27 protein-coding genes and 2 pseudogenes are annotated in these 25266 nt (G+C 42.5%); 3 read left to right on the top strand and 26 right to left on the bottom strand.

Going from position 1 to position 25266, the window contains the following annotated elements:
• The 11 genes and pseudogenes from AB840_RS11755 to AB840_RS11790 form a co-directional block, all read right to left on the bottom strand.
• A partial coding sequence (locus AB840_RS11755) for a hypothetical protein (RefSeq protein WP_048515039.1) occupies window positions 1–607 on the bottom strand: 607 nt, incomplete at its 3' end.
• Window positions 608–907: 300 nt separating this feature from the next.
• Window positions 908–1123 (bottom strand): hypothetical protein, encoded by a 216-nt coding sequence (locus AB840_RS11760; RefSeq protein ID WP_048515040.1) that lies wholly within the window; start codon window positions 1121–1123, stop codon window positions 908–910.
• A 253-nt stretch (window positions 1124–1376) separates the two neighbouring features.
• Window positions 1377–1643 carry a hypothetical protein gene (locus AB840_RS11765; RefSeq protein WP_048515041.1) on the bottom strand — a complete coding sequence of 89 codons (267 nt, stop codon included), beginning with the start codon at window positions 1641–1643 and terminating at the stop codon, window positions 1377–1379.
• Window positions 1644–1730: 87 nt separating this feature from the next.
• Window positions 1731–2009, bottom strand: a complete 279-nt coding sequence (locus tag AB840_RS11770) for a hypothetical protein (RefSeq protein WP_048515042.1) — start codon at window positions 2007–2009, stop codon at window positions 1731–1733.
• 167 nt (window positions 2010–2176) lie between these two features.
• Window positions 2177–2626: pseudogene (locus AB840_RS11775) on the bottom strand (transposase); the annotation flags it as partial.
• On the bottom strand, window positions 2515–2961 hold the full coding sequence (locus tag AB840_RS18315; RefSeq protein ID WP_413783225.1) for a transposase: 447 nt from the start codon (window positions 2959–2961) through the stop codon (window positions 2515–2517). The pseudogene AB840_RS11775 and the gene AB840_RS18315, both read right to left, overlap by 112 nt.
• 120 nt (window positions 2962–3081) lie before the next feature.
• The gene (locus AB840_RS11780; RefSeq protein WP_048515043.1) at window positions 3082–3507 is read right to left on the bottom strand and encodes a type II toxin-antitoxin system HicB family antitoxin; all 426 of its coding nucleotides are present in this window, start codon (window positions 3505–3507) and stop codon (window positions 3082–3084) included.
• A 66-nt stretch (window positions 3508–3573) separates the two neighbouring features.
• Entirely contained in the window at window positions 3574–3726 is a 153-nt protein-coding gene (locus tag AB840_RS17880) for a type II toxin-antitoxin system HicA family toxin (RefSeq protein WP_456085504.1), read from the bottom strand.
• 699 nt (window positions 3727–4425) lie between these two features.
• The gene (locus AB840_RS17180; RefSeq protein ID WP_160300569.1) at window positions 4426–4593 is read right to left on the bottom strand and encodes a hypothetical protein; all 168 of its coding nucleotides are present in this window, start codon (window positions 4591–4593) and stop codon (window positions 4426–4428) included.
• Between the two features lie 121 nt (window positions 4594–4714).
• On the bottom strand, window positions 4715–5056 hold the full coding sequence (locus AB840_RS11785) for a TetR/AcrR family transcriptional regulator (RefSeq protein ID WP_053078179.1): 342 nt from the start codon (window positions 5054–5056) through the stop codon (window positions 4715–4717).
• 35 nt (window positions 5057–5091) lie between these two features.
• Window positions 5092–6333: a chloride channel protein gene (locus AB840_RS11790; protein WP_143745102.1), complete on the bottom strand. Its 1242-nt coding sequence runs from the start codon at window positions 6331–6333 to the stop codon at window positions 5092–5094.
• 281 nt (window positions 6334–6614) lie between these two features.
• Between AB840_RS11790 and AB840_RS11795 the strand changes: the two genes are divergently transcribed.
• Both AB840_RS11795 and AB840_RS11800 read left to right on the top strand, forming a co-directional pair.
• Window positions 6615–8357, top strand: coding sequence for an ABC transporter permease (locus AB840_RS11795; protein ID WP_048515045.1), 1743 nt, complete (start codon window positions 6615–6617; stop codon window positions 8355–8357).
• 9 nt (window positions 8358–8366) lie between these two features.
• Window positions 8367–9674, top strand: coding sequence for an ABC transporter ATP-binding protein (locus AB840_RS11800; RefSeq protein WP_048515046.1), 1308 nt, complete (start codon window positions 8367–8369; stop codon window positions 9672–9674).
• Between the two features lie 107 nt (window positions 9675–9781).
• On the opposite strand, the gene AB840_RS11805 is transcribed toward AB840_RS11800, so the two are convergent.
• Window positions 9782–10381: a phosphatase PAP2 family protein gene (locus tag AB840_RS11805; RefSeq protein ID WP_048515047.1), complete on the bottom strand. Its 600-nt coding sequence runs from the start codon at window positions 10379–10381 to the stop codon at window positions 9782–9784.
• 410 nt (window positions 10382–10791) lie between these two features.
• Here AB840_RS11805 and AB840_RS11810 point away from each other — a divergent pair, with 410 nt between their 5' ends.
• On the top strand, window positions 10792–11142 hold the full coding sequence (locus tag AB840_RS11810; protein WP_143742740.1) for a hypothetical protein: 351 nt from the start codon (window positions 10792–10794) through the stop codon (window positions 11140–11142).
• A 157-nt stretch (window positions 11143–11299) separates the two neighbouring features.
• Here AB840_RS11810 and AB840_RS11815 read toward each other — a convergent pair whose 3' ends face one another.
• The 14 genes and pseudogenes from AB840_RS11815 to AB840_RS17885 all read right to left on the bottom strand — a co-directional run.
• Window positions 11300–12421 carry a lactate oxidase gene (locus tag AB840_RS11815; protein WP_048515049.1) on the bottom strand — a complete coding sequence of 374 codons (1122 nt, stop codon included), beginning with the start codon at window positions 12419–12421 and terminating at the stop codon, window positions 11300–11302.
• Between the two features lie 96 nt (window positions 12422–12517).
• Window positions 12518–13480: a polyprenyl synthetase family protein gene (locus AB840_RS11820; protein ID WP_159445835.1), complete on the bottom strand. Its 963-nt coding sequence runs from the start codon at window positions 13478–13480 to the stop codon at window positions 12518–12520.
• Window positions 13481–13663: 183 nt separating this feature from the next.
• On the bottom strand, window positions 13664–14044 hold the full coding sequence (locus AB840_RS11825; RefSeq protein ID WP_048515051.1) for a hypothetical protein: 381 nt from the start codon (window positions 14042–14044) through the stop codon (window positions 13664–13666).
• 184 nt (window positions 14045–14228) lie between these two features.
• A complete protein-coding gene (locus AB840_RS11830; protein WP_048515052.1) occupies window positions 14229–15569 on the bottom strand; it encodes a 4Fe-4S binding protein in 1341 nt (446 codons plus the stop codon).
• Between the two features lie 5 nt (window positions 15570–15574).
• Window positions 15575–16057: a hypothetical protein gene (locus AB840_RS11835; protein ID WP_048515053.1), complete on the bottom strand. Its 483-nt coding sequence runs from the start codon at window positions 16055–16057 to the stop codon at window positions 15575–15577.
• A 57-nt stretch (window positions 16058–16114) separates the two neighbouring features.
• Window positions 16115–16420: a ferredoxin family protein gene (locus AB840_RS11840; RefSeq protein ID WP_048515054.1), complete on the bottom strand. Its 306-nt coding sequence runs from the start codon at window positions 16418–16420 to the stop codon at window positions 16115–16117.
• Complete coding sequence (locus AB840_RS11845) at window positions 16417–17703, bottom strand: FAD-dependent oxidoreductase (protein ID WP_048515055.1); 1287 nt, start codon at window positions 17701–17703, stop codon at window positions 16417–16419. Before AB840_RS11845 ends, AB840_RS11840 begins: the two co-directional genes overlap by 4 nt.
• Window positions 17704–18063: 360 nt before the next feature.
• Window positions 18064–18270 (bottom strand): hypothetical protein, encoded by a 207-nt coding sequence (locus AB840_RS11850; RefSeq protein ID WP_048515056.1) that lies wholly within the window; start codon window positions 18268–18270, stop codon window positions 18064–18066.
• A gap of 223 nt (window positions 18271–18493) precedes the next feature.
• Complete coding sequence (locus tag AB840_RS11855) at window positions 18494–19978, bottom strand: amino acid permease (protein WP_048515057.1); 1485 nt, start codon at window positions 19976–19978, stop codon at window positions 18494–18496.
• A gap of 2653 nt (window positions 19979–22631) precedes the next feature.
• The gene (locus AB840_RS11870) at window positions 22632–23165 is read right to left on the bottom strand and encodes a TlpA family protein disulfide reductase (protein WP_048515060.1); all 534 of its coding nucleotides are present in this window, start codon (window positions 23163–23165) and stop codon (window positions 22632–22634) included.
• Window positions 23162–24013, bottom strand: coding sequence for a 4Fe-4S binding protein (locus tag AB840_RS11875; RefSeq protein ID WP_072061840.1), 852 nt, complete (start codon window positions 24011–24013; stop codon window positions 23162–23164). The genes AB840_RS11870 and AB840_RS11875 overlap by 4 nt, the downstream gene beginning before the upstream one ends.
• Window positions 24006–24137, bottom strand: a complete 132-nt coding sequence (locus AB840_RS18100; RefSeq protein WP_253184882.1) for a CD1871A family CXXC motif-containing protein — start codon at window positions 24135–24137, stop codon at window positions 24006–24008. The genes AB840_RS11875 and AB840_RS18100 overlap by 8 nt, the downstream gene beginning before the upstream one ends.
• A 48-nt stretch (window positions 24138–24185) precedes the next feature.
• A complete protein-coding gene (locus tag AB840_RS11880; protein ID WP_048515061.1) occupies window positions 24186–24530 on the bottom strand; it encodes a DsrE family protein in 345 nt (114 codons plus the stop codon).
• A 539-nt stretch (window positions 24531–25069) separates the two neighbouring features.
• A pseudogene (locus tag AB840_RS17885) lies at window positions 25070–25266 on the bottom strand (IS256 family transposase); the annotation flags it as partial.

Consider the following 25266-nt stretch of genomic DNA (forward strand, 5'->3'; position numbering starts at 1 on the left):
GAGGGCCCTTCCATACCTTTAAAGAAAAGTCTATATGATTTTTTCTTAACCTATTATATAATTTTTTCAAATTAGATTTAGAATTTTTTGTCAATATTTTAAAATATTCATCATAATTATTCGAAGGAATAATTACCTTAACACATTCCCGTTCCATAGAAAATTCATACTGATACTTCTCATCTAATACAGCCTCATTATTCAATAAAAATTTGCAAAATTTAGACCGCTCGTTTAACTTGTGTATTTCCAACTTACTGTGCGGATATAATGAGAATAATTCATCTAGTGCCTTCCTAAAATAATTATTCTCAACATCAAATCTATATATAAAATCCAACGCACCTGCCCCAGATACCAAGTCACCATATAGATAAAATTTGTTCTTTCTCAATGTTAACGGCATAATTACAGTTGGAATATTATTATAAAAATAGACATAAAATAAATTCTTTTGAAATAATGACTGCGGTTTAAAATTTAAGTATTTATCAATTTGTGCATTATACTCATAAGAAGAGTACGGAAATAAATACGGATTATTTTTATACATTTGTTTCCAGATAGTTTTCAATTCTGCCTCGTTGAACTTATATGCTTTGAGCAAAGCTAACTGCCTCCTTGATGCCACTATTGATCATTTGTTGTATTTTCATAAACATAATAAAAATCAAGTAATCATTTAATTTAAACTGTAAATCTCTATATAGAGTTTTTCTACCTATAAAAAGAAAAGATAGTTTATGCTATGATAAAATTACTCTCTGGCACATATATATTGCATCCATGTTAGCATAGCACAAGACAGTAACTAATGTCTACTGGGGTCTGTAAATAGGTATGTGTCAAGAAGTTCTCGGTACATGTATTGACCCAGATAATAGCTAGCCTCATCGACTTCGCTTTGTTACAAAAATGCAGGCGTTGAAAAGCTTTTTGCTAACTTCCCCATGGCACTGCTGGACGGACTCGCATTACAAATGCGTCCGTGATGAATCCCTACATGCGTTTGAAAGGGGATCTTTCGCATGACTCGTCTCATCGGAGCGGTAAACTCTTTGGTCCATCCCGCAAACGCCTGATCCAATTTCTGGTTTCGTATGACTGTAATCACTTTCACCATCACAGTGCCTCCTGCCCGACTTCCATGACGCCCTTGTTTTTTATCCGGCAGCTAGTATTCGTAATGAAGTTATCCTACTCGCTCTTTCTAGATACTTTTAATTATCAGTACTCCACCCCCCAATTTAAATTGAATATTTTTTAGGTAAATTTTTTTTTTTGCAAACATGCAATGATTCCACAAAATAGTATAGCTCCTTAAAATAATGGTAAATTTTCTTTTACCCGTACTGACATTACGTGCATTTGATGAATTACATAGATATTCCTTCTTTATCGACATGCTTTAACTGGCAATGATACCATATTACTAACGCACCTTGTACTATGTAAGCCAATAGTTCTGCTAATTCTTCAATATTCTCGTCTACATAAGTGTAAAATAGTTGCCCCTTATCTCCCATAATAGCTAACAGGGAAGCCAGTATAAGAATAGTGAGCAGTAATTTAGGCAGTGGCAGCGCAAAAAAAATACGCCGCCATGGCATATACACAATTATTGCAGCGAAAACAACCAACATATACACTCCAATAAAACCATACACCACTTCATAATGAGGGATAGAATGCATGGAAATAAAAACAGGTCCATGCGCAGTCATGTGTGTTTAGAAAAACACGCGTCCCCAACTTAGTTCTCGTCCTAATAGCAAAAAGAAATATCCAGCACTAACTAGCCACACAGTATGCACTGTTTTCCCCATACTCTGTCGCCAAAAATATAAACATATGCCAATACAAATTACCAACACTATATTTTGCAATATTTCCAATGGCCCATTTTCCCAAGCAATCCATTCTGGAATTTCGCATCCAATAGGAATAATAAGCAATAAATATAGCAAATCATACCCTTTTATTTGCATAAATTTTTTTTCAATATTCATGTATATGTCTCCTCTTATCTCTAAAAAATAATATTTTACTAAAAGCTTACTAAATATCTTGTCTATCGCATTGTACATGTATTTACATTTTTTGAATTGGTCAAATAATAAATAGTCTATTTTTTATATGTTTTTATATAGATTGTCAACACTTAGTTGGACAATTTTTATAAGGCCGATTGTCGAAACTCTGCTGGCGTCAGATAATTAAGCGATCCATGAATTCTACCCGTATTGAAACAATTTACATAGCTAGTTAATTCATGTCGTAACTGGATCAGACTATCAAAATTTCGGCCATAAACAAATTCAGTTTTGAATATTTTAAACGTTGCTTCGGCCACAGCATTGTCATAAGGGCAACCTTTCATGCTAAGAGAGCGCTTAATCTGAAATGTAGATATTACTTCATCAAGTAGTTCATTAAGTAGTTCATTAAGTAGTTCATTTTTGAACTCGCTGCCCCTATCTGAATGAAACATCTGGATATTCCGCAAATCTGTCTTCACAGTTGCGAAGGCATCATATACCAATTGCGCATCTTTATGGATACCAACGCTATAGCTGATAATTTCACGATTAAATAAATCAACAAGGATGCATACGTAATTCCATTGAATGAGGATTGCCGATCCTGAGGAACGTCAATCTGAAAACTGCCATAACTGCTGTTCATTTGCTTTTGTTTATAGCCATTGCGGGCATTCTCACTATGGGAGCATTCTGATTTGCTGTAGCCAAGGTGTTCATCCATCTCAGACTCCATCATTTCCTTGATGGTGCCGCCAAGCAAATTCTTCAGGACATCTTGCATGTCGTTTGTTTTCTCGACGTTATACTCTTGGAAGAGCTGCTTAATGATAGCTCGCTTTCCATCGATCATTACAACCTTGTGAATCTCTTTCCTCTGCTTTGCCATGATAAAAGGCCTACTATGATTAGATTGTACCATAGAAGACCTTATGACTTCGAAAGGCAGTTTGTTTACAGAGATTTTTCATAGACTCGCTCTTTTTTATATGAGCAGCCAAAAGGCGACCATATAGGCCGCCATAATTGCAGAACATTGAGTTTAACCTTGTTTTGCGTTTTGCTTTTTTTGATACATAGAGGCAAGTGAATCCTTTAGTACTTTAGAATAGTTGATATGGTTTGCTTCAGCAAAAGTATGCAGCCATGCAGGAATCGTTAGATTCTTACGGACTGCTTTACTGCCGTATTTATCGGCATAAGAATCCATATCTAAAGCTAATAGGCTCACAAAACCGTCTGGGCTTTCAGGCTTTATGCTTAACATATTGCTTGCTTTGGGTATAGCTCTCCCGTCCTCCATTTCGTCTAGTATCCATCCAGACGCTGCTTCAGTGGCCATGGCCATAGCGTTAGCTAAAGAATCACCTTCCGTAACACATCCTGGTAAGTCAGGGACAACCACGGTATACGCGTCCTGCTTATCTTTACACGGGTAAAAGCATGCTGGGTACAATAATGTGTCCATTTTAAATCTCTCCTTATATTGCTATCTATCATGTATCGGATATAATGCTAGGAAAAAGGCAAGGGCCTATGTCAGCCCTGCCTGTTTCAATATGCTTGCAACTGTTCGGCTATCTAAATCGCCGCTATGGTTCGGTATAGTTACCTTACCCGGCTTAGTCGGATGCACATAATAGTTATGCGATCCTCTTGTATTTTTTTTTGACCAACCGTCTTGCAAGACTTTTTTTCTATTTCCCTAAATCGCATTATATTTTTCCTTTCTATATAGTACGTTTATATTATACGCATTATGCGCATTAATGTCAATATTAAATACGCAGTGTCCGCGGGGAAAAGAAAAATCTTTTTACTTCATAGGTCAGTCGTATAGATACCCATATATACGCTAGTACATCATCATATCATCATACCTATATATCTTGTATTAATTCTAAATACTTTCTGCAAAGGTATATTTTGATTCGTAGTGATACACTAGGTAATTAGTGTATCACTACGAAATATTTAAAAATTATGGCATACTTATCGTATTATATACTCAAACTTCGCAGGTAAATAATTGCCTGTAAGTCCCGAAAATACAATATTTCTGACAAAAAAATAGCATGAGCCTGATCCATTTAGTATACGTAATGTAGCGAAAAAAATAACTTGAAGATCGCATTCAAGCTCTCCTTATTATAGGATCATGCTGCCGGCATTATATTGCGGGGCTGATGAATCCGCCCCCTACAAAAAGAAAAAATCGAGGATACCGCACCCTCCGTAGGGGCCCCATTTATGGCGCCCGCTTCACTCCACAATCCCAAAATCTGCCATCCTGATCATGCTTGCCAGTACATATTGCGGGGCTGATAAATCCGCCCCCTACAAAAAGAAAAAATCGAGGATACCGCACCCTCCGTAGGGGCCCCATTTATGGCGCCCGCTTCACTCCACAATCCCAAAATCTGCCATCCTGATCATGCTTGCCAGTACATATTGCGGGGCTGATAAATCCGCCCCCTACAAAGGGCAAAATCGACGATACCGCATCTTCCGTAAGGGCTCCATTTATGGCGCCCGCTTCACTCCACAATCCCAAAATCTGCCATCCTGATCATGCTTGCCAGTACATATTGCGGGGCTGATGAATCCGCCCCCTACAAAAAGAAAAAATCGAGGATACCGCACCCTCCGTAGGGGCCCCATTTATGGCGCCCGCTTCATTCCACAATCCCAATATTCAACAATACTCCATCTCTATATTGTATAGTCCGAAACATAGACGCCACGATACATTCAAATTTTTGCACAGGATTTTTTTCTTGAGAAGAAACAATCTCTTTAATATGAATCAGTAACACCTGAGTTTGCCGATTGATAATTGCCTCTAAGATTTCCTCTTTTGACCGAAAATAATAATAAATCATCCCCTTGGCAACTCCCATTTTACTTGTAATATCCGTGATGGTTGTTTTCTTATATCCTTTAGTAAAAAATAAGGGTTCTGCTGCATCTAAAATCTCATCTATTCTAATATTAGGATCTTGCATAGGTCTGGTCATGCCTTTTCCCTTTTCTCCTTAGAAACTAAAACATATTAGTCCTTTGCACTATTTCTCAGCCACGTATGGCACAACAGCCCCGTCGCCATACAGGCACAGACAGGAAACAGATACGCTGGTGAATAGCGCGTCAATTCTAACAGAAAAATGACAGCTGTGATCGGCATTTTTTGTGCCAGTCCCAGATATACGGCAGCGCCGACAAAGGCCGCACTGCCAAAAGGAATGGCCGGTAAAAAAGCGTTCCATGCCGATGCCAGAACCAATGCGGACATGCTGCCCAGCATCATAGACGGCGTAATTCGGCCTCCATAGGCACCCGCTACAGTAGCAAGCAGTACAGCTGCCCATTTGGTCCCGAAAAACCATAAAGCCGAGGTCCAGCTGATAGAATCCGTAAAGCTTAGCTGATTGCCGGCCTTGCCATTGCCCAATATTTCTGGAAAGGCTACTGCCATTATCCCAATAGCAGCAAAAGCAACGAGGGCTATCAAAATCATTTTGGGACTCTTTCGGGGAATCGCCGGCAATGCCTGATGGCTTTTATCAAACCAATATACCGCTACTGCCAGTATAGGCCCGGCAATAAGCGCCCATACGGAAAGCCATTCGTTGATAGGAAACATAGGTAATGGATATTGTACGAGATCGCCCAATCCCTGGCGTACTACAAAGACGGCAATAGTACAGGTAAACAAAGCCGCTCCCGCATCTAAAAAGGACCAATTGACAAGAAGCGTTTCCAGTATAAAGACAGAGGACGCCAGAGGAACGTTATACACGGCGGCTAAACCGGCGCCTGCCGCACAGGCCAGAAGTACTTTTCTTGTCGGTCCGTCCTGACCGATATGGGTAATGCGTATGAGTCCGGTCGTCAAAGCCGTACTCATTTCCCGCGGCGCTACTTCCCTCCCCAACGGAGAACCCAGAGCCACCGTAATAATTTGCAGTAATGCATGTAAAATTGTCGTACCAACAGGCATCTGCTTTTCGGTATGATCCACCGTATCTTTAATGGTGACCAACGGTGAACCGTACCGGTGAATGGCCACCCAGCCAATACCAACACTGGCTCCACAGCCTATTAATACGATAAAACGCCGCAGCGGCGATGCCTGTTCAACAATTTGCCGGAATGATACCTCTCCCAATGCCTCATATCCAAACGCATAATGCTGAATCGTATGCATAATAATCGTTAGTATGACACCAGTCGCGCCAGCCATGATTCCAATGGCTGCCAAGGACAACACTATCGGGGCTGTCACTCTTTTCATTCTCATCCCTCTTTTCTTTATACCAATACGTTTTTTATTATATCATACTCAAAATGAGGCAGTCACTATTTTGTCCTCTGAAACAAAAAATTTACAAGCGCATCCTCTATTTTATGCGGAACACTTCAAAGTATTTTTTTCTCAATTTATACCTTGTGCAAAGCTTGTCTGCCGTACTATAATGAATACGGCTAATACGCCTATCAGTATACATAACTATTTGTACTACAGAAAAGGGGGAACCACAGTATCGATACATTCAAACGCGAGGAGGTCATTTTATGACGTTATTTACAGGCAGCTCGGACACACAGCATATCCGGGGCATTGATATCATTTTACTACTCTGTGTCTTTATTATATTTTATGGTGTTTTTTATTTAAGTCAAGGGATGACAGTGCCCTTTTCCATGACAAATGAGCCCAAAATAGATCTTGACCCAATCATGCTTCCATATTATGGCGGACGTTCCATATTACGTATTTTTATTGCCTTTATTGTTTCGCTGCTTTTTTCTATCGTATATGGATACATTGCGGCAAAGAGTGCTTCAGCCCGTAAAATTCTGATTCCCTTATTGGATATTTTACAATCCATTCCGGTTTTAGGCTTTCTGTCAGCTACCATCATCATGTTTATCAATTTATTTCCCCACAGCTTAGCCGGCGTTGAAATCGCATCTATTTTTGCTATTTTTACAAGCATGGCTTGGAATATGACATTTAGTTTTTATCAATCCATTTTATCAGAACCCCGTGATCTGACAGAAGCTACCAAAGTACTGCATCTGAACAGCTGGCAGCGTTTTCTTCATTTGGATCTCCCGGTTTCCATTATCGGTCTGATCTGGAACAGCATGATGTCTTTTGGCGGTGCCTGGTTTTTTCTGGCTGCCAGTGAAGCCATCAGCGTCATGGGACAAGATATTCAGCTTCCCGGCGTCGGCTCGTATCTGGCCGTTGCCACGGCAGAGGGAAATATGACGGCTATGCTATATGCTATCGTAACTATGCTGATTATGATTCTGCTTATTGATCAATTATTTTGGCGTCCCTTGGTAGTGTGGAGTCAAAAGTTCAAGGTAGAGCTTTCAGAAAGCGAAATTCAGCCCACATCCTGGGTATATGATATTCTTCATGCCTCCTGGCTGATGAATAATATCGTAAATAAGGTACTACAACCGCCCTTCCGTTTAGTATCTTTTATCATAAGTCAATTGGCAGCAGTGACAGATCGAATCCATGATGAGCTGCAGGCGCGACACCAAAAACAAACGGCCTTATATCTTATCAAAATTATTATTTGTTTGTGTTTTTTATATCTTTTATATAGTCCGGCACACAGTACGCTGTTGAATATTCGAGACGTAAAGGTGGGTGATATTGGCGACGCGTTTATTCTCGGTACATACACATTACTCCGCGTGCTGGCGGCGTTATTGATTGGCGCCTTATGGACGATTCCTGTCGGAGTTGCTATTGGCCTGCGGCCAAAACTATCTGAGAAATTGCAGCCGGTCATACAAATCATTGCTTCTTTTCCGGCCAATATGATTTTTCCTTTCGTAACTATTTTATTTTTAAAATATAATTTTAATTTTGAAATCGGATCTGTCTTTCTCATGATTTTAGGAACACAATGGTATATTTTATTCAATGTTATTGCCGGCGCTATGAGTATTCCCAACGACTTACTCGAGGCGGCTTCCGTATTTCATATTACAGGCTGGCAAAAATGGCGTTATCTTATTTTACCAAGTATCTTTCCTCATTTGCTTACAGGCCTGATTACGGCCTCCGGCGGTGCCTGGAACGCCAGTATCGTATCCGAAATCGTAGTTTGGAAAAATCATCCTCTGGTAGCCAAAGGGCTGGGCGCTTACGTAAGTCAGGCTACAGCAGAGGGTAATTGGCCGCAAATCATTATCGGTGTTATGATTATGTGTATATTTGTCGTCGCCGTCAATCGTTTTCTTTGGCGACGGCTGTATGAACTGGCAGAATCCCGGTTCCATGTAGAATAGGAGGCTATCATGAATGAATTACTTACCCTGACGGGTATCGGCCGTAATTTCAAAGTAAAAGGTGCGGAAAAGACAGCCATTTTAAAGGATGTCAACATTTCCGTTAAGGAAGGTGAATTCGTCGCTATTTTAGGACCCTCCGGAGCCGGAAAATCAACACTGCTCCGCATTATAGCCGGCCTGATTTCTCCGTCTGCAGGAACGGTATCCTATCTGGGTCATCCTATTACCGGCGTCAATCCCGGGGTGGCCATGGTCTTTCAATCTTTTGCCTTATTTCCATGGCTTACTATTTTAGACAATGTCATGCTTGGCCTGGAAGGAAAAAACATGACAAAACAGGAAAAAGAAGAACGATCCATGAAAATTCTCGACGTCGTCGGTCTGGACGGTTTTGAAAGCGCGTTTCCCAAAGAGCTTTCCGGCGGCATGCGTCAACGTGTCGGTATCGGACGGGCGCTTGTCAGTGAACCGGATATTCTCCTCATGGATGAAGCATTTTCCGCTCTTGATGTCCTAACAGCAGAAAATCTGCGTCGTGACTTATTGAGCTTATGGCTTGAAAAGAAAATCCCGACAAAATCTATCATTCTTGTCACACATGGTATTGAAGAAGCGGTCTACATGGCTGACCGGGCCATTATCTTATCTACTCGTCCTGCCACCGTGCGGGAAAATTTACCGATCCCGCTGCCGCGATGGCGGGATCGAAAATCAACGGAGTTTTTATCTTATGTCGACCAAATTTACGCATTCATGACAAACCCGGACACCGCCGCACCAGCTGATAAAATCAAAAAACAGGTTTCCGTACCCGCAGCAGAACCGTTAGGCTCAGAGCCTACCTTGCTGCCTAACGTAACGGCAGGTGCATTGACAGGGTTCTTAGAAATGCTGGCTGATCTGGGAGGCAAGACAGACCTGTACAAATTAGCGGACCGCTTCGTCATGGATATAGAAGATTTCTTTCCTCTTGTGGAAATGTCCAATCTGCTTCGTTTCTCAACGGTATCTGAGGGAGATATCTTCCTGACACCGGCGGGCGAGGCGTTTGCCAAGGCCAGTGTACTCGACCGTAAAAATCTATTTCGCCAACATTTATTGGACAATGTTCCGTTTGTCCGTGCCATGGTACAACGCTTGGAAACTGACAGCGATCAAAAAATGGATATTGATTATTTTGAAGATCAATTAGCTTCATCAATGGGAGATTCAAAGGCAGCACAGCAAATGGATCTCATCATTGGCTGGATGCGCTATGCCGAGCTGATTGAATATGATAATGTATCAGAGCAAGTATACTTTGAGGAACCATAAGGACATGGCATGAATATGCAAATCCCCTGACAGCCTATTTTTATATAGCCGCTGTCAGGGGATTTATATATTATATAGATATAAATCCTATTATTTTAAAAGCACATTTATTTTTCACATATATTACTTTTGTTTTTTACAGCGTTTGCCGTTTCAAAATGATTTCTTCTTTTTTTATGGATACAATCTACTAAAAAGATACTTCCGGTCCCTATTCCGATTCCCAAAAAAGCACCGACAACGACATCACTGGGATAGTGCATAAAAAGATATAAACGCGAGAAAGCAACACATATGGCAAATACTCCGGCACCCATGCCCCAGCGTTTATTTCGCTTCCATAATACCGTCGCCGACGCAAATGAAACAAAGGAATGTCCTGACGGAAACGAATAGTCGTGCGGAGATGGCGTATGAATCGCCATCGGTACCCAAGGATATTCAATACAGGGACGCAATCGCATAACCAAATGCTTTAATAATCCATCTCCCACAAGGATGACCATGCATATAGAAAGAAGTACTGCCGCTCCGGTATTTCGATACGTTTTATGAAAACATAGAACGATTCCAATCGCAATCCAAATACCGCCCCTGTTAGCCAGATTAGAAATTAAAATCATGCCCGGCGTCAAGGTGCTGTTTACTATATGCTGATGAATCCAAAATAATATATCCGGATCCCATACCAGTATCAAAAAATCCATGCTATTACATCTCCTCAATATTTTACTTAAATATTACATTTTGTTAGTATACCACAGACCGTATCCAAGAGAAAGAGTAACAATAAACAAATTATATCATTTTTTTTACTTACAATTGGTTGCTGAAAGTTACAATTATGTCACATTTATATTACAGAATGGTGTCAATTTTACAGATCTCTTGCGTATCCTATTTTTGTGCCGTACAATACGTTTATTGGGTATATAATACTTCAATATATATACCTTTTTATAACAATTTGCGATTTAATTATGTATTGTGCTATAAAGCAATGGATCTATGCCATGATACATGAAGGTGTGGTCACACCACATCGCTTGACGAAGAAAGGATGATTACTATGTCACTGTATACTCAAAAATTAAAACTATCCTTGGTAACCTGTCTTATGACAACAAGCTTGATCGGTACCGGCTTAGCAGGTGCTGCGGGTCCGCAGCAGCCTTCTGAAGCTGGCTCGCAGGTATTCCCGGCACAACAGGAACAGCAAGTACAGCAAGACTCTCAACACAAAAAGGTCAAAAAAGACAAAGAAAAATATTCTCAAGATCAAAAATCAAAAAAACATGAAGAAAGCAAACCTAAAAACGAAACGCAAAAGCCCCAAGAACAGCAAAACAAAAAACAGGATGCAAAGCTGAAAAAAGAAAAAACTCATCAAACAAAGGAAAAGCACAATAAAAAGGACGTCAAAAACTTCCCCGCCTCTCCGACCGGCGATTCTCCTGACAATCAATAATCGTTCACACTCGATACTAGAGAACCCTAACAGCCATCAGTTTACATAAACTGATGGCTGTTAGGGTTCTCTATACTATTAACATATATCTTTTACCGCAAAAGGACGAAAAAGCACGACCGTATATACATACTCCCTACTTGCCATACAACGGATGCTAATCCACTAATGTTGTATTTTTGACATCATCGATCGTTTTAGTTCCGGCTAACTGCATGGTAATCGAAAGTTCCTTATTCAAATGCTCGAATACGGATTGAACACCGGCCGCGCCGCCAAGATTCAGTCCATAAATGACCGGCCGGCCAATGGCGACAAGATCCGCCCCGCTAGCGAGTGCCTTAAATACATGTTCGCCCCGCCGTACACCACTGTCAAAGACAATAGGAACTCGTTTATGAACAGCCTCTGCCACTTTCGGAAGGCATTCAAAGGAAGCCGGCCCTCCATCTAACTGGCGGCCACCATGATTCGAAACCCAAATGCCATCTGCTCCTGCTGCGATCGCAGCTTCAGCATCAGCGGGAGCCTGAATCCCTTTGACAAATACGGGAAGCTGAGACATATTTTTGATTTTAACAATATCAGACAAAACAATTCCCTGTTTTGCATTAGCATAAATTTCAGCAATGCCTTTTCCTGTTCCTGCTCCATTTGCCGTACTATATGCAGCTAAATTCGGCATGGGAAGGGGAAACTGAAATTTATTTACGATATCTTCTTCCCGATAGCCTCCCAGTGTAGAATCTACTGTCAAAATAATAGCTTTGGCACCGGCCTGTATCGCTTCTCCTACAATAAACGAGTTAAAGCCGTCGTCCTTACTCATATATAATTGAAAAAACTGAGGCGCCCCCGGAGCAGCAGCTGCGGCATCCGTAATAGACGTATTGGCATACGTACTGATGGAGAAAATACTGCCTGACCTGGCAACTCCAATGGCGGTATCCACTTCACCTTTTTCATGAGCCAGCCCTTGTGCCGCTGAAGGCGCCTGAATAATAGGAGTATCCAGGGCCAGGTCCCACAGCGAAGTCCGCAAGTCCGCATGATCAATCCCTTTTAAAACTCTGGGATATATTTTTTTCGATTGAAAGGATCTCGTATTTTCTCGCATGGTCCATTCATCTTCAGCACCACCACGGATATACCCAAAAGCCCCTTTTTCCATTCTGTCACGCACTTTAGTTTCAAGTGAGGCCACATTTACAATATCAATTGCGTGTTCTTCGTTACTTGTATGATACGTTATAAAAATTTCTCCTGTTCTTCCTGTCATTTTGAATTTTTTTTCCAATACGGATAGTTTTAGTATATACGCGGGGTATAGCACTGTCAATGCGTAATCGTCTTTACTATTTAGTACTATAGCAAATTAAGATTTCCGTATTTGATCGCAAATACGGATAAAAATCAAACGAATTTCCGGTGCCATACAAGAAGGAATATTGGAACATGCCTGCTGCAGATAAAAATCAATCCGCTGCTGGGTGTATTGCATTCCTCCCGATTGTACGATAATATCCATCCCTGTCTGCAGTGTATTTCCTGATATGTGCCTCGAAAGAATAATCTTTCTTAATTTCTCCTGCTGCGGGCTATGCTGCAAGGCATACATAGCGGGAAGGGTCAGTATGCCTTGTTTAAAATCAGACCCTACTGGTTTTCCTGCTGTTTGTACGGAAGCTGTCATGTCCATCAGATCATCGGCTAATTGAAAGGCCATCCCGATAGAATAGCCGTATTGCCGCAGACTCTCCACATCCGTTTCATCCATGCCACTATCCATGGCGCCTAATACAGTTGCTGCCGCAATCAATCCGGCTGTTTTTTTCTCAATGCGAATAAAATAGTCAGCTTCTGTCTGACCCGGATTAAACCGGCTGATAAGTTGCGCTATTTCTCCTTCACTCATATAGCAAATACTATGAGTGAGTATCTGAATAGCAGCCGTCGTACCATAGCTATTCAGCAAGGAAAAAGCCTTGGAAAACAGATAATCACCGCCCAGTACAGCGGCCGAATTACCCCACCTGGCATTTGTCGTAGCTACGTTCCTGCGTATATCAGCCGCATCAATAACATCATCATGTACCAGCGAAGCCATATGAATCAATTCAATGGCCGCTGCTGTCATAATAAACCTTTCTTTATCCTGCTGCCCCTGATACGTACATAACAGATACAGTGCCGGGCGCAGCCGTTTCCCTCCTGCCAGAAGTAATGGCCGGTGCATATCACCAAGGACGGGCATCGCCGAATCTATCATTTCAAAAAGCTTTCTTTCGACAAGATGTAATTCTCTTTCAACCAAATGAAACAATGACATTTCTTTCATATAGTATATCCTATCTTTGATCCGTATTATTTTGGCATATTCTATCATATGGATACATAACAGCACTGACTCGCTTTCCCGATCTTTGTAACCGTTCTGCAACGTATACGTTTTTTGCAGATGCATGACGAGACAAAAAGGCTGCCACATCAATATATCACGCAGCAGCCTTCATACTACATTTTATTTAGCAGGATTTTCCGTTACAGCAAGATATTCCTGATTATTTCCTACAACTCGTACCGCAGATGTTTCGCTGCGATCTCTGCTTTCTGAATTTACATTGTACGATGCAGAAACTGCCCGAAATTCCTGGTTGTTGCCTTTGACCCGTACGGCATGCGTTTTAACACGGTCCTGCATTACTTGTTTTTGCTGAATAGCTGCCGCATCCAAATATACGGGAGCCGCCTGAAATTCCTGATTATTTCCGATAACACGTACCGTATATGTTTCAGCGTTATTCTGCATTGATTGCGTATTTTCGTTTGATCCGGCAGCAAATGCGGATATACTGCCCATTGCTAACACCATCATCGTCATTCCTATTACTTTTTTATTCATTTTACAACTACCTCTTCTCATACATTTAAAATTTATTCTTAACTATGTAATAAACAGTCCTGCCGCACGTACAAACAAAAGCGTTGCAGTCAGACTATATCCCCCTCAATACTTTTTTCGATCGCACACCCTATCTTGTATATCGCACGCCTTCTGCACATCACCTCCCTTCATAACGCACCTGTTACATACGATGCATCATTGGCATTGTAAACACATATGCATTAATAATAATCAGTACGATAATCAAAATAACAATGGGAAGTGTAATTTTTTTGACATGATCTGCAGCGTAATTCGCCTTTGCGATTCGATACGCTGTATAAATAGAACCCACTGTACCGACTGCCAATAATCCATATTGCAGAAGATGGATCGTCTCCATACTGACCACTGACGCTGACGAAGATGCTACTGTAAAGCCAAAGGTGGACAAACCCGTATTCAAAATAGATTTTCCTTCTGCTAACAGATGAAATAAGTTATGGGCCATGTGAGCAGAAAAATCCAACGGAATGAGTGCATACCCAAAGCGTGAGAAGTTCATATGAACCGATTCATTGTTATACCGGGAAGCACCCCAGCTCCCAAGATATAACAGCGCCACAGGAATCGCCATAGCAATTAAGAAAATAATAGTAAATATAGCCGCCTGCTGGTGTATGCCCAACATATTTTCCAGCCATACTTGTGCTTTTTCCCAAATAGAAACCATGGTAATGTTTTGTACAAAAACAATTCCCATAATAACAACCGCTAGAAAAGCCTCTTCAAAACGTGGTCTTTTAATAAACCAAAGTTCTTTAAAGGGCTTGCGCAGCGAAACTCTGATCGAATTATTAGGACAATTTTTGACGCAATTGCCGCATAGATTGCAGCGAGCACTATCATCCATGGTACGGGTATATTCAAACATAGGACAGCCTGCGGCCTTTTTTCCACCTTTATAGCAAGCAGATACGGTACATTTTTGACATATTTCCGGAGTGCCTCTCAATTGTACAATACCAGTCCGAGAATAATTTCCTGCTAAACCGCCTAAAAAACATAAGTAGCGACACCAAGTTCTGCGTTCAAAAAAGGCGCCGGCCGTAATCGCTCCCAAGGCAATTAAAACCATCATAAAGCCTGACCCGACCGGGGATTCGACAATACCAAAAACATGATCGCCCCAGGTAATCATAATAAAGAAAAAATCAATAAACCATATACCATATTTTTTCAAAAATTTAGGAACCGGTTTATTATTCCCTACTATTTTTTGAATGCCGTCACTAATCGTTGCAAATGGGCAAATGGCGCACCAAAACCGTCCTGTAAACAAAAACAGCAGCGGCAGTATAGGCCACCATAATACCCAAGTCAATGCCGTACCAAAATTCTTATGGGCATGCAATGATCCAAAAAAGAGCTCATATGTAATAAAGATAAACACAGCCAACACAGCGGCTTGAAAAATACCCGGATACCATCTGCTTGCAAATACACGATTAAACATCGTATTTGTTTTTGTCATTTGTCTCATAATTTTTACCTCCGCATTTTACTGATTCGGGTATATTTCATGATGCCGGCAACAAGGATAACCAAAATTGCCAACCCGCCAAAAACAGAAAGAATGACTCGGGAATCTTCACGTGTAGCCGTTTGTTCCGCAGCATTACCGCCTTCTTCCATATCATGTCCTGACATTTCACCATTCTGCATAGTATGTCCTGACATCTCGCCATTCTGCATATCATGTCCTGACATCTCGCCATTCTGCATATCATGTCCTGACATCTCGCCATTCTGCATATCATGTCCTGACATCTCGCCATTCTGCATATCATGTCCTGACATCTCGCCATTCTGCATATCATGTCCTGACATTTCACCATTCTGTGCAATCACGGCTGCTGATTGACCGGTATAGGTGCCGGTTGCAGATATCTGCATAGAAGACATAAATATCATCGGAATCATGGCCAGTCCGCACGTTGTTTTTCTTAATACCGCAATAGTATTCAACATATGTTTGCTCCTTACTACACTAGTTTTTTTATATATCAATGTCTGCCTAAAAAACACTCAGCCGCAGCGATACTGTACACCAAAGGAGTGAAGCGGATATTTCCATTGCGTAATACCTCCATTTCCCATTTCCTGACATACTAAGCGGCACGTTCCGCATTCAAGACATCCTAAATGATCAAAATGCACTATTCCACTTGAACTATCTTGTTTATACAGCTGTGCCGGGCAGCAGGTGAGACACGGCTTGACCTTACATCCTGTACAACTATCCGGATTTACAATAATATGCGGATTTTTCTCGTCTGTATTAAAATGATTGCACGATAACAGATCTTCTACAGACATATCTTCTTTACTCATAATAAACGAATCGCCTCCCATGAATCGGATATAAGATGTTTGATACCGACAGAATGCTGCAGGATGTGCCACATTTTTTTTGTTAATTTAGGTGGTACCCTATGTCCGTCTATTGCAAATACGGCATGCATAATTTGATTGGCCGCATCAGGATATTCGGTAAATACCCGTGGGATAGCCAGCAATTGAGGATATCGTTTATACCGCTTCATCAACGGTAAAATCCGTTCATGAATACGTTTGGTATATTGCTTAGAAATTTCTGCCGGAGACGGTGCCGCCACAATAGCTTCTGCTGCTGCTATACCGCTCCAAACAGCCAAATCCATGCCGCGTATCGTTGTGCCCATATTAATAACAAATCCTGCGGCATCCCCTACAATCAATAATCCGTTACGGCATATAGTGCGGGGCACTCCCGTAAAACCCATTTCATGGACAAGATGTGCCGAATACTCTGCCGTTTTCCCCTGTGCAATCAGCGGAGAAATACTACGACTGGCCTTGAATTCACGAAATAATTCATGAATTGTTTTCTCCTGCATGGATAGCTCGCGAGGATTGACAACCATTCCCAGGGAGATGCTGTCTGTATTGGTATACAAGAAGCCGCCGCCATTAATCCCCGGCGTAACACCTAAAAATAAATGCGCAGCGCCTTCACCCTTTTGCAACGAAAATCGATTGTTTATGATATCTTCAGATAAGGTAATCACTTCCTTGACCCCAATACCGACTCCACTGCATTGTATATCCTGCTTTAAGCCTGCCTGATGTGCTATAAAGCTGTGAATGCCGTCAGCAGCAATAACCACATCAGCCAGCAGTTCTTCCCCGGCTGCATAAACGCCTGTAATTCTGCCATCTTTTTCAATAAGATGATCCGCCTGTGTTCCAGTTATAATCATGGCACCCATTTCTTCTGCCTTACCGGCCAGCCATTTATCAAATACCGATCGCAAGATAGTACAGGATTCGAAATTCTCTTTTTCCGCAGATTCATCCATATAATCCAGTGTTGTACTGCTGTTGCCATGAACAATGGATAATTGCTCTTTTACAACACGCCTTTCTAACGGAGCCTCTCTAAGCACCGCGGTTCCCAATAATTCCCGCAATGCCGGTGTATATATTCTGCCTCCTGTCATATTTTTACTGCCGCAGGATGTACCGCGTTCCAAAAGGACAACCGACTTACCTTTTTTTGTCAATGCATATGCCGCTGCTAACCCCGCAATACCGCCGCCAACAATAATGACATCCGCCGCATTTTCAGTTCCCATCCATTATCATCTCCTATATGCCTATATCGTATTGTTATAACAATATCTGTTATCACAGTAAGCCGCGTGCGTTGTATGACAATGAGGACAACCTGCTTTATAAAAATAGGCTGCAGACTATCTCTGCCATAAGGCTGTATTTCCGACTATCAATCCTATTTCCTGCGACCGGATAGCTCAGAATATAATCACTGTCTTTCATTCCACGTGCTTTATTGTATCCAAGAAGTGCGAAGAAACCATGAAGAAATTATGAAGAAATTATGAAGATTTCAATGCAGATATCTATCTGATTTCATAAAAAAAGGTACTATATGGAATAATTCCATATAGTACCTTACTTTGTATCTTGTATCAAAATTAATTCCAGCAACGTTCGCAAAAACTATTGGATTGATGTATATCACAAGTCAATGCTTCATTCCCGTTCAAAGAGTTTGCCAAGGCTTTACCTTTTTCATAAATATTATCACCGCATGGACTATTTTTTAAAGGTAAGGGCATCATGGTATTAATCATGCTTTCAATTGTAACGCCACTGCGTACACGGTTATCTGCTTTTTTCATATGAACCCCTCCTAACATGTACTATCCATAAATATATTTTTATATTAATATTGTAAATCATTTTCATTATATTGTCAATATCAAAAAAGGAGAGACAACGACATGTATGACATCGTTGCCTCTCCATGTAATTTTATAATAGGATATCAATAGCAAGTCTCAAAAAACACTTTCTATGAATTTCCTTGTTGCTAACGAACAAAAATACATTGCACACAGAATATTAATGCGTATGCGTCGTGTCCATGCCTTCCGCTTCTCCAGCTGCCGTGTCAGATACCGCAGCAGATTCGATTGACGACGAAAGGGTTCCTCGTTTAGCCTGAGAAATAATGCTATGCTGATATCCATATCCAAAATAGATGGCCAACCCGATAAGAAGCCATACGACAAAGCGAATCTGCGTCACTCCTGGCAGCATAAAAATCAATATAGCACAAAAGATAATGGCCAGCACGGGAATAACCGGGACGAACGGACATTTAAATGCTCTGGGACGTTCCGGCGCTTTCTTGCGCAATACAATAACAGCAGCAGCCACAATAATAAACGCGCATAAGGTGCCAATATTGGTCAGTTCCGCAACAATATTGATCGGCAGGAATCCGGCAGTAATACCGGTAATAAGGCAGATCAGGCTGGAGCTTCTGACCGGCGTTTTATATTTGGGGTGAATATGGCCAAAAAATTTCGGAATCAAGCCATCCCGGGACATAACAAAAAGTATACGGCTCTGTCCGAAAGCCATAACTAAAAGAACGGAGGTAAGACCACAGATAGCGCCTACAGATATGACGGCCGCCCCCCAATGATACCCAACAGACTGCAGTGCAAATGCAACCGGCGCAGCCGTAGCCTTAAACTGGAGGTATGGAACCATACCGGTCAAAATACCGGACACAGCAATATACAAAATGGTGCAGATAATCAGTGACAAAATAATACCGCGAGGTAAATCCTTCTGCGGATTTTTTACTTCTTCTGCCGCGGTAGAAACTGCATCGAACCCAATATACGCAAAAAAAATGATCGATGCGCCGGAAAACACGCCGGACCAGCCATACGGCATAAACGGCACCCAATTGGCCGCATCGACATGCCCCACGCCCAATACAATAAATAAAGCAACAACAGCCAGCTTAATGATAACAATAACATTATTTACTAAAGAACTTTGCTGTACCCCACGAATATTAATCAATGAAACTAGTACAATAATAAGAACTGCCGGCAGATCAATCCATCCACCATTGTACGGAGCCACAGTCAAAGCCTTCGGTAAGGTAATTCCTATATTCATAAGAATATTATTAAAATATCCAGACCAGCCGATGGCAACAGCACTAATCGCAAAAGCATATTCTAAAATCAAATCCCAGCCAATAATCCATGCCCAAAATTCTCCCAGCGCAACATATCCGTACGTATAAGCACTGCCCGCTACCGGTACCATGGCCGCAAATTCAGAATAACATAATGCGGCACAACCACAAGCTATAGCAGCAATAATAAAAGAAATAATAAGCGCAGGTCCTGAATAATTTGCTGCTGCGACGCCTGTCAATACAAAAATACCAGTCCCAACGATACACCCGATTCCCAACATAGTCAGGCCGAAGGTTCCCAGCACCTTATTCATTCCACCGTCGTGCTTTGTTTCCGAAATGAATTCATTAATACTTTTTGTTCTAAAAATATTTTTTGTCATACATAACTTCCTCCATTTTATTTCTCAATATTAGCTAAATAATTTGTTATTCAGCCGCTTTTACAGTATACTTTCTTATATTTAATTTGTAAATATTTTTCCTTAAATTTATTTTATATTTATAATTTTATAATTAATATTCATATGTGTTTATATTAAGTATGCTTTTTTAATTAAATTTATTTTGTTTGTTATATATTGTTTTTTCTTTGCGTTTCGTCTCATAATGAGAATTTAAAAAAATATAAAAAAGGGTCCCCATTTATGGTGCCCGCTTCACACACAATCCCAGAATACACCATCCTGATCATACTGCCGATATATATATGCGGGGCTGATAAATCCGCCCCCTACAAAAAGCAAAATTGAAGATACCGCAACCGCCCTAGGGGCCCCATTTATGGCGCCCGCTTCACACACAATCCCCAAATATACCATCCTGATCATGCCGCCGGTATATATGCGGGGCTGATAAATCCGCCCCCTACAAAAAGCAAAATCGAAGATACCGCAACCGCCGTAGGGGCCCCATTTATGGCGTCCGCTTCACACAAAATCCCAGAATTCACCATCCTGATCATGCTGCCGATATATATATGCGGGGCTGATAAATCCGCCCCCTACAAAAGGCAAAATCGAAGATACCGCAACCGCCGTAGGGGCCCCATTTATGGCGCCCGCTTCACACACAATCCCAAAATTCACCATCCTGATCATGCTGCCGATATATATATGCGGGGCTGATAAATCCGCCCCCTACAAAAAGCAAAATCGAAGATACCGCAACCGCCCTAGGGGCCCCATTTATGGCGCCCGCTTCACACACAATCCCAAAATTCACCATCCTGATCATGCTGCCGATATATATATGCGGGGCTGATAAATCCGCCCCCTACAAAAAGCAAAATTGAAGATACCGCAACCGCCCTAGGGGCCCCATTTATGGTGCCCGCTTCACACACAATCCCAAAATTCACCATCCTGATCATGCTGCCGGTATATATGCGGGGCTGATAAATCCGCCCCCTACAAAGGGCAAAATCGAAGATACCGCAACCGCCGTAGGGGCCCCATTTATGGCGTCCGCTTCACACAAAATCCCAGAATTCACCATCCTGATCATGCTGCCGGTATATATGCGGGGCTGATAAATCCGCCCCCTACAAAGGGCAAAATCGAAGATACCGCAACCGCCGTAGGGGCCCCATTTATGGCGCCCGCTTCACACACAATCCCCAAATATACCATCCTGATCATGCTGCCGGTATATATGCGGGGCTGATAAATCCGCCCCCTACAAAAAGCAAAATTGAAGATGCCGCAACCGCCGTAGGGGCCCCATTTATGGCGCCCGCTTCACACACAATCCCAAAATCCACCATCCTGATCATGCTGACGGTATATATGCGGGGCTGATAAATCCGCCCCCTACAAAAAGCAAAATCGAAGATGCCGCAACCGCCGTAGGGGCCCCATTTATGGCGTCCGCTTCACACAAAATCCCAGAATACACCATCCTGATCATGCTGCCGATATATATGCGGGGCTGATAAATCCGCCCCCTACAAAAAAGCAAAATCGAAGATGCCGCAACCGCCGTAGGGGCCCCATTTATGGCGTCCGCTTCACACACAATCCCCAAATATACCATCCTGATCATGCCGCCGGTATATATGCGGGGCTGATAAATCCGCCCCCTACAAAAAGCAAAATCGAAGATACCGCAACCGCCGTAGGGTCCCCATTTATAGCGTCCGCTTCACACACAATCCCCAGAATACACCATCCTGATCATGCTGCCGGTATATATGCGGGGCTGATAAATCCGCCCCCTACAAAAGGCAAAATCGAAGATACCGCAACCGCCGTAGGGGCCCCATTTATGGTTCCCGCTTCACACACAATCCCCAGAATACACCATCCTGATCATGCTGCCGGTATATATGCGGGGCTGATAAATCCGCCCCCTACAAAAGGCAAAATCGAAGATACCGCAACCGCCGTAGGGGCCCCATTTATGGCGCCCGCTTCACACACAATCCCCAGAATACACCATCCTGATCATGCTGCCGGTATATATGCGGGGCTGATAAATCCGCCCCCTACAAAAAGCAAAATCGAAGATACCGCAACCGCCGTAGGGGCCCCATTTATGGCGTCCGCTTCACACACAATCCCCAGAATACACCATCCTGATCATGCTGCCGGTATATATGCGGGGCTGATAAATCCGCCCCCTACAAAAGGCAAAATCGAAGATACCGCAACCGCCGTAGGGGCCCCATTTATGGCGCCCGCTTCACACACAATCCCAAAATTCACCATCCTGATCATGCTGCCGGTATATATGCGGGGCTGATAAATCCGCCCCCTACAAAAAGCAAAATCGAAGATGCCGCAACCGCCGTAGGGGCCCCATTTATGGCGTCCGCTTCACACAAAATCCCAGAATACACCATCCTGATCATGCTGCCGGTATATATGCGGGGCTGATAAATCCGCCCCCTACAAAGGGCAAAATCGAAGTTCCCTATTTGACATAAAACAAAAAAAAGCAGTGCCGGTTACCTTTTCAGTAACCCAGACACTGCCACAACTATCCACATTTTTTTATCACGCATGGTATCCTACTCCATTATCTGATCCTGAGCCTTTATAAAGCAGGCTGCAAAAACTGCTTCAATTCAGCTTCATCCATGGCTCCCACATGCTTTGCCAAAATCGTGCCATCCGTTCCAATAAGAAGAGAAACGGGAATGGCGGATACATCGTATAGCTGTGCGATAGCCTGCAGATTCCCTGTATACACGGGAAGGGTAAGCCCTTTGTCCTGTATGAATGCCCTTGCGTCTGCGGGATTTTGATCCATCGTGACTGCCGCAAAACGGATTTTATCACCATATTGCTTTTGCAATGCTTCAATATGCGGCATTTCTCTGACACAAGGCGGGCACCATGAAGCCCAAAAATTTAAATAAACAGGTGTATCCTTATACAATTCCTTTAACGATACGGCGGTCTTTCCATCCAACGTTTTTAATTGCAAATCAGATGCCTTCATGGCATCCGGCGCAGCTTGCGCCGTATGCGGCTGCCCGGCTTTGGCCCCGGCAGAAGGGGTACTTCCACATCCCGCTGCAAAGACACTAATGGCAGCAATCAGACATCCTATAATCCATTTTTTCATTTGCTCTTTACCTCCAGCTGCTCTGGGTCACATAACGGATTTCGAAAATAAATAGCCTTTTCCGGACAGCTCTCCACACACCGTCCGCAGGAAATACATTCTGCATTGCCGGCTATCACTGCCTCTGCCGGGCAAACAGCATGGCAGGTGCCGCAATGCGTACACCGTTTTTCAGCAACGGCAATGCCCAGCATGGCCCGGCGGTTCCATAGCCCGTACCACACGCCAAGAGGGCAGACAAAACGACAGAAGGGACGATATATACATATCATCAACACTAAAAAAAATGCTAATACGAAAAATTTCCAAACAGTAATCCAGCCAGCTGCCGCTGCCAGTGATTGATTCATAAGCAATAAAGGAACAGACGCTTCAAGCGTACCTGCCGGGCAAATATATTTGCAAAAGGCCGGTTCACCTATCCCACTGATCAGATACGCTGCGACAGGCAAAATCAGCACAAAAACAACGGCAATGCCATACCGGAAATAGCGCAATATGCCGGTTCCCGGTACATGCCGCAATTTAGGCCCCGGCAGGCGGTATAACGCTTCCTGTATAAGGCCAAACGGGCAAAGCCAGCCGCAAATAAACCGTCCTGCTAAGATACCAAAGAGCAATACCGTCCCCAAAACATAAAAAGGGATTCGCAATGCCGTCCCGCTCAATACACTTTGAAAGGCTCCCAGCGGACAGGCTCCGATCGCTCCGGGACACGAATAGCAATTGAGTCCGGGAACACAGGCAGCCTTACTTTCTCCCTGAAAAATACGGCCATTTAAAAATCCGGGGACATGAGCATTATAAATGACAGCGCTCAAAAGTTGTATTACATGCCGCTTATCCAATTCCGATGCACTCCAGACAAATAGTAGCGGCACGCTGCCATACGGCGGCCGGTTCATGCCGATACAGGCCGATAGCCAATAAAACAACCGCGGTTATATATATCCATATATTTTTACGCTGCATACGAAACGTCCCCCTTTTCCATCAAATCTTAGCCTGTTTATATATGCTCTATGGCTTTACATACGCGTATCCATCCATCTGAAGTTCCACAACGCGCAGTATGCCGCTGGGCACCATTTGAACCGCGCGGGGCAGCGCACTTGCTGGTATGTGATTCCCCTTCAATGCCTTTTTACAAAAATCAAATCGGACAGATTGCTCCGATAAAGTCTGTACCTCCTTATCGATCTGCCATTCTTTTTCCCAGACGCACAAAACAGCCTCTGCATTGACTACTACATCAATCTGATACGGTCGGTCGCCCATTTCATGAATAAAATTTTTAATATTTCCCAGTACCAATGGCCATTTCATCACTTCATCGATATGAAAAACAACATTCCAAGTCATCATGATATACCTCTCTTTACGTATCCATTCATTTTCTACATTTTTTTTTAGAAGATAAACTTTACATACTCATTTCTTAAAGTATACCACATTACGGCTAACAGTGAAATTTAAAAAGCAAATCCAAAAGGGCATGACCTTATTTTCTATAATACCGTGTATAGCATCCCTATAATATCGCGCCTTTCCGTAGGGGCGTAATTCATTACGCCCGCCCCATATACCACAGGATGTCGTTCCCAATACGAAAAAATCGGGTTCAATACTGCGGATTCGATAAATCGAACCCCTACGTTACAGGTGGAAATATCCGCTGGTTCCCCAGTTTCGTAGGGGCGTACTTCATTGCGCCCGCCCCATATACCACAGGATGTCGTTCCCGATACAAAAAAAAATCGGGTTCAATACTGCGGATTCGATAAATCGACCCCCTACGTTACAGGCGGACGTATCCGCTGGTTCCCCGGTTTCGTAGGGGCGTACTTCATTGGATAGTGTCAAGATAAATGTGTAAACGTTCCTGCAAGCATTTTAGGCTGTTCTTACCGATTAGGATTATCAAACATATTCACTAAATCACTTTCGGCCGCATTGAACCCTAAATGGATTCGAGCAGCTTGCTTTCGATTATAGTCACTGTAATATGTACAAACGAATCGTTCCAGTGATGCCTCGTTTGGGAATTGTTCTTTTAACTTCGCATGATGTTTTAATCCTTTATTATTATTTTCAATGAGGT

The organism is Megasphaera cerevisiae DSM 20462 (genome assembly GCF_001045675.1).
Classification (GTDB): domain Bacteria; phylum Bacillota; class Negativicutes; order Veillonellales; family Megasphaeraceae; genus Megasphaera; species Megasphaera cerevisiae.

Bases quoted from the DNA above. Each gene is read 5' to 3' on its own strand.
- AB840_RS11760 (WP_048515040.1), bottom strand. From the start codon at position 1,123: ATGGTGAAAGTGATTACAGTCATACGAAACCAGAAATTGGATCAGGCG.
- AB840_RS11765 (WP_048515041.1), bottom strand. From the start codon at position 1,643: ATGTTGGTTGTTTTCGCTGCAATAATTGTGTATATGCCATGGCGGCGT.
- AB840_RS11770 (WP_048515042.1), bottom strand. From the start codon at position 2,009: ATGAATATTGAAAAAAAATTTATGCAAATAAAAGGGTATGATTTGCTA.
- AB840_RS18315 (WP_413783225.1), bottom strand. From the start codon at position 2,961: ATGGTACAATCTAATCATAGTAGGCCTTTTATCATGGCAAAGCAGAGG.
- AB840_RS11780 (WP_048515043.1), bottom strand. From the start codon at position 3,507: ATGGACACATTATTGTACCCAGCATGCTTTTACCCGTGTAAAGATAAG.
- AB840_RS11785 (WP_053078179.1), bottom strand. From the start codon at position 5,056: ATGACCAGACCTATGCAAGATCCTAATATTAGAATAGATGAGATTTTA.
- AB840_RS11790 (WP_143745102.1), bottom strand. From the start codon at position 6,333: ATGAAAAGAGTGACAGCCCCGATAGTGTTGTCCTTGGCAGCCATTGGA.
- AB840_RS11795 (WP_048515045.1), top strand. From the start codon at position 6,615: ATGACGTTATTTACAGGCAGCTCGGACACACAGCATATCCGGGGCATT.
- AB840_RS11800 (WP_048515046.1), top strand. From the start codon at position 8,367: ATGAATGAATTACTTACCCTGACGGGTATCGGCCGTAATTTCAAAGTA.
- AB840_RS11805 (WP_048515047.1), bottom strand. From the start codon at position 10,381: ATGGATTTTTTGATACTGGTATGGGATCCGGATATATTATTTTGGATT.
- AB840_RS11810 (WP_143742740.1), top strand. From the start codon at position 10,792: ATGACAACAAGCTTGATCGGTACCGGCTTAGCAGGTGCTGCGGGTCCG.
- AB840_RS11815 (WP_048515049.1), bottom strand. From the start codon at position 12,421: ATGACAGGAAGAACAGGAGAAATTTTTATAACGTATCATACAAGTAAC.
- AB840_RS11820 (WP_159445835.1), bottom strand. From the start codon at position 13,480: ATGAAAGAAATGTCATTGTTTCATTTGGTTGAAAGAGAATTACATCTT.
- AB840_RS11825 (WP_048515051.1), bottom strand. From the start codon at position 14,044: ATGAATAAAAAAGTAATAGGAATGACGATGATGGTGTTAGCAATGGGC.
- AB840_RS11830 (WP_048515052.1), bottom strand. From the start codon at position 15,569: ATGAGACAAATGACAAAAACAAATACGATGTTTAATCGTGTATTTGCA.
- AB840_RS11835 (WP_048515053.1), bottom strand. From the start codon at position 16,057: ATGTTGAATACTATTGCGGTATTAAGAAAAACAACGTGCGGACTGGCC.
- AB840_RS11840 (WP_048515054.1), bottom strand. From the start codon at position 16,420: ATGAGTAAAGAAGATATGTCTGTAGAAGATCTGTTATCGTGCAATCAT.
- AB840_RS11845 (WP_048515055.1), bottom strand. From the start codon at position 17,703: ATGGGAACTGAAAATGCGGCGGATGTCATTATTGTTGGCGGCGGTATT.
- AB840_RS11850 (WP_048515056.1), bottom strand. From the start codon at position 18,270: ATGAAAAAAGCAGATAACCGTGTACGCAGTGGCGTTACAATTGAAAGC.
- AB840_RS11855 (WP_048515057.1), bottom strand. From the start codon at position 19,978: ATGACAAAAAATATTTTTAGAACAAAAAGTATTAATGAATTCATTTCG.
- AB840_RS11870 (WP_048515060.1), bottom strand. From the start codon at position 23,165: ATGAAAAAATGGATTATAGGATGTCTGATTGCTGCCATTAGTGTCTTT.
- AB840_RS18100 (WP_253184882.1), bottom strand. From the start codon at position 24,137: ATGCAGCGTAAAAATATATGGATATATATAACCGCGGTTGTTTTATTG.
- AB840_RS11880 (WP_048515061.1), bottom strand. From the start codon at position 24,530: ATGATGACTTGGAATGTTGTTTTTCATATCGATGAAGTGATGAAATGG.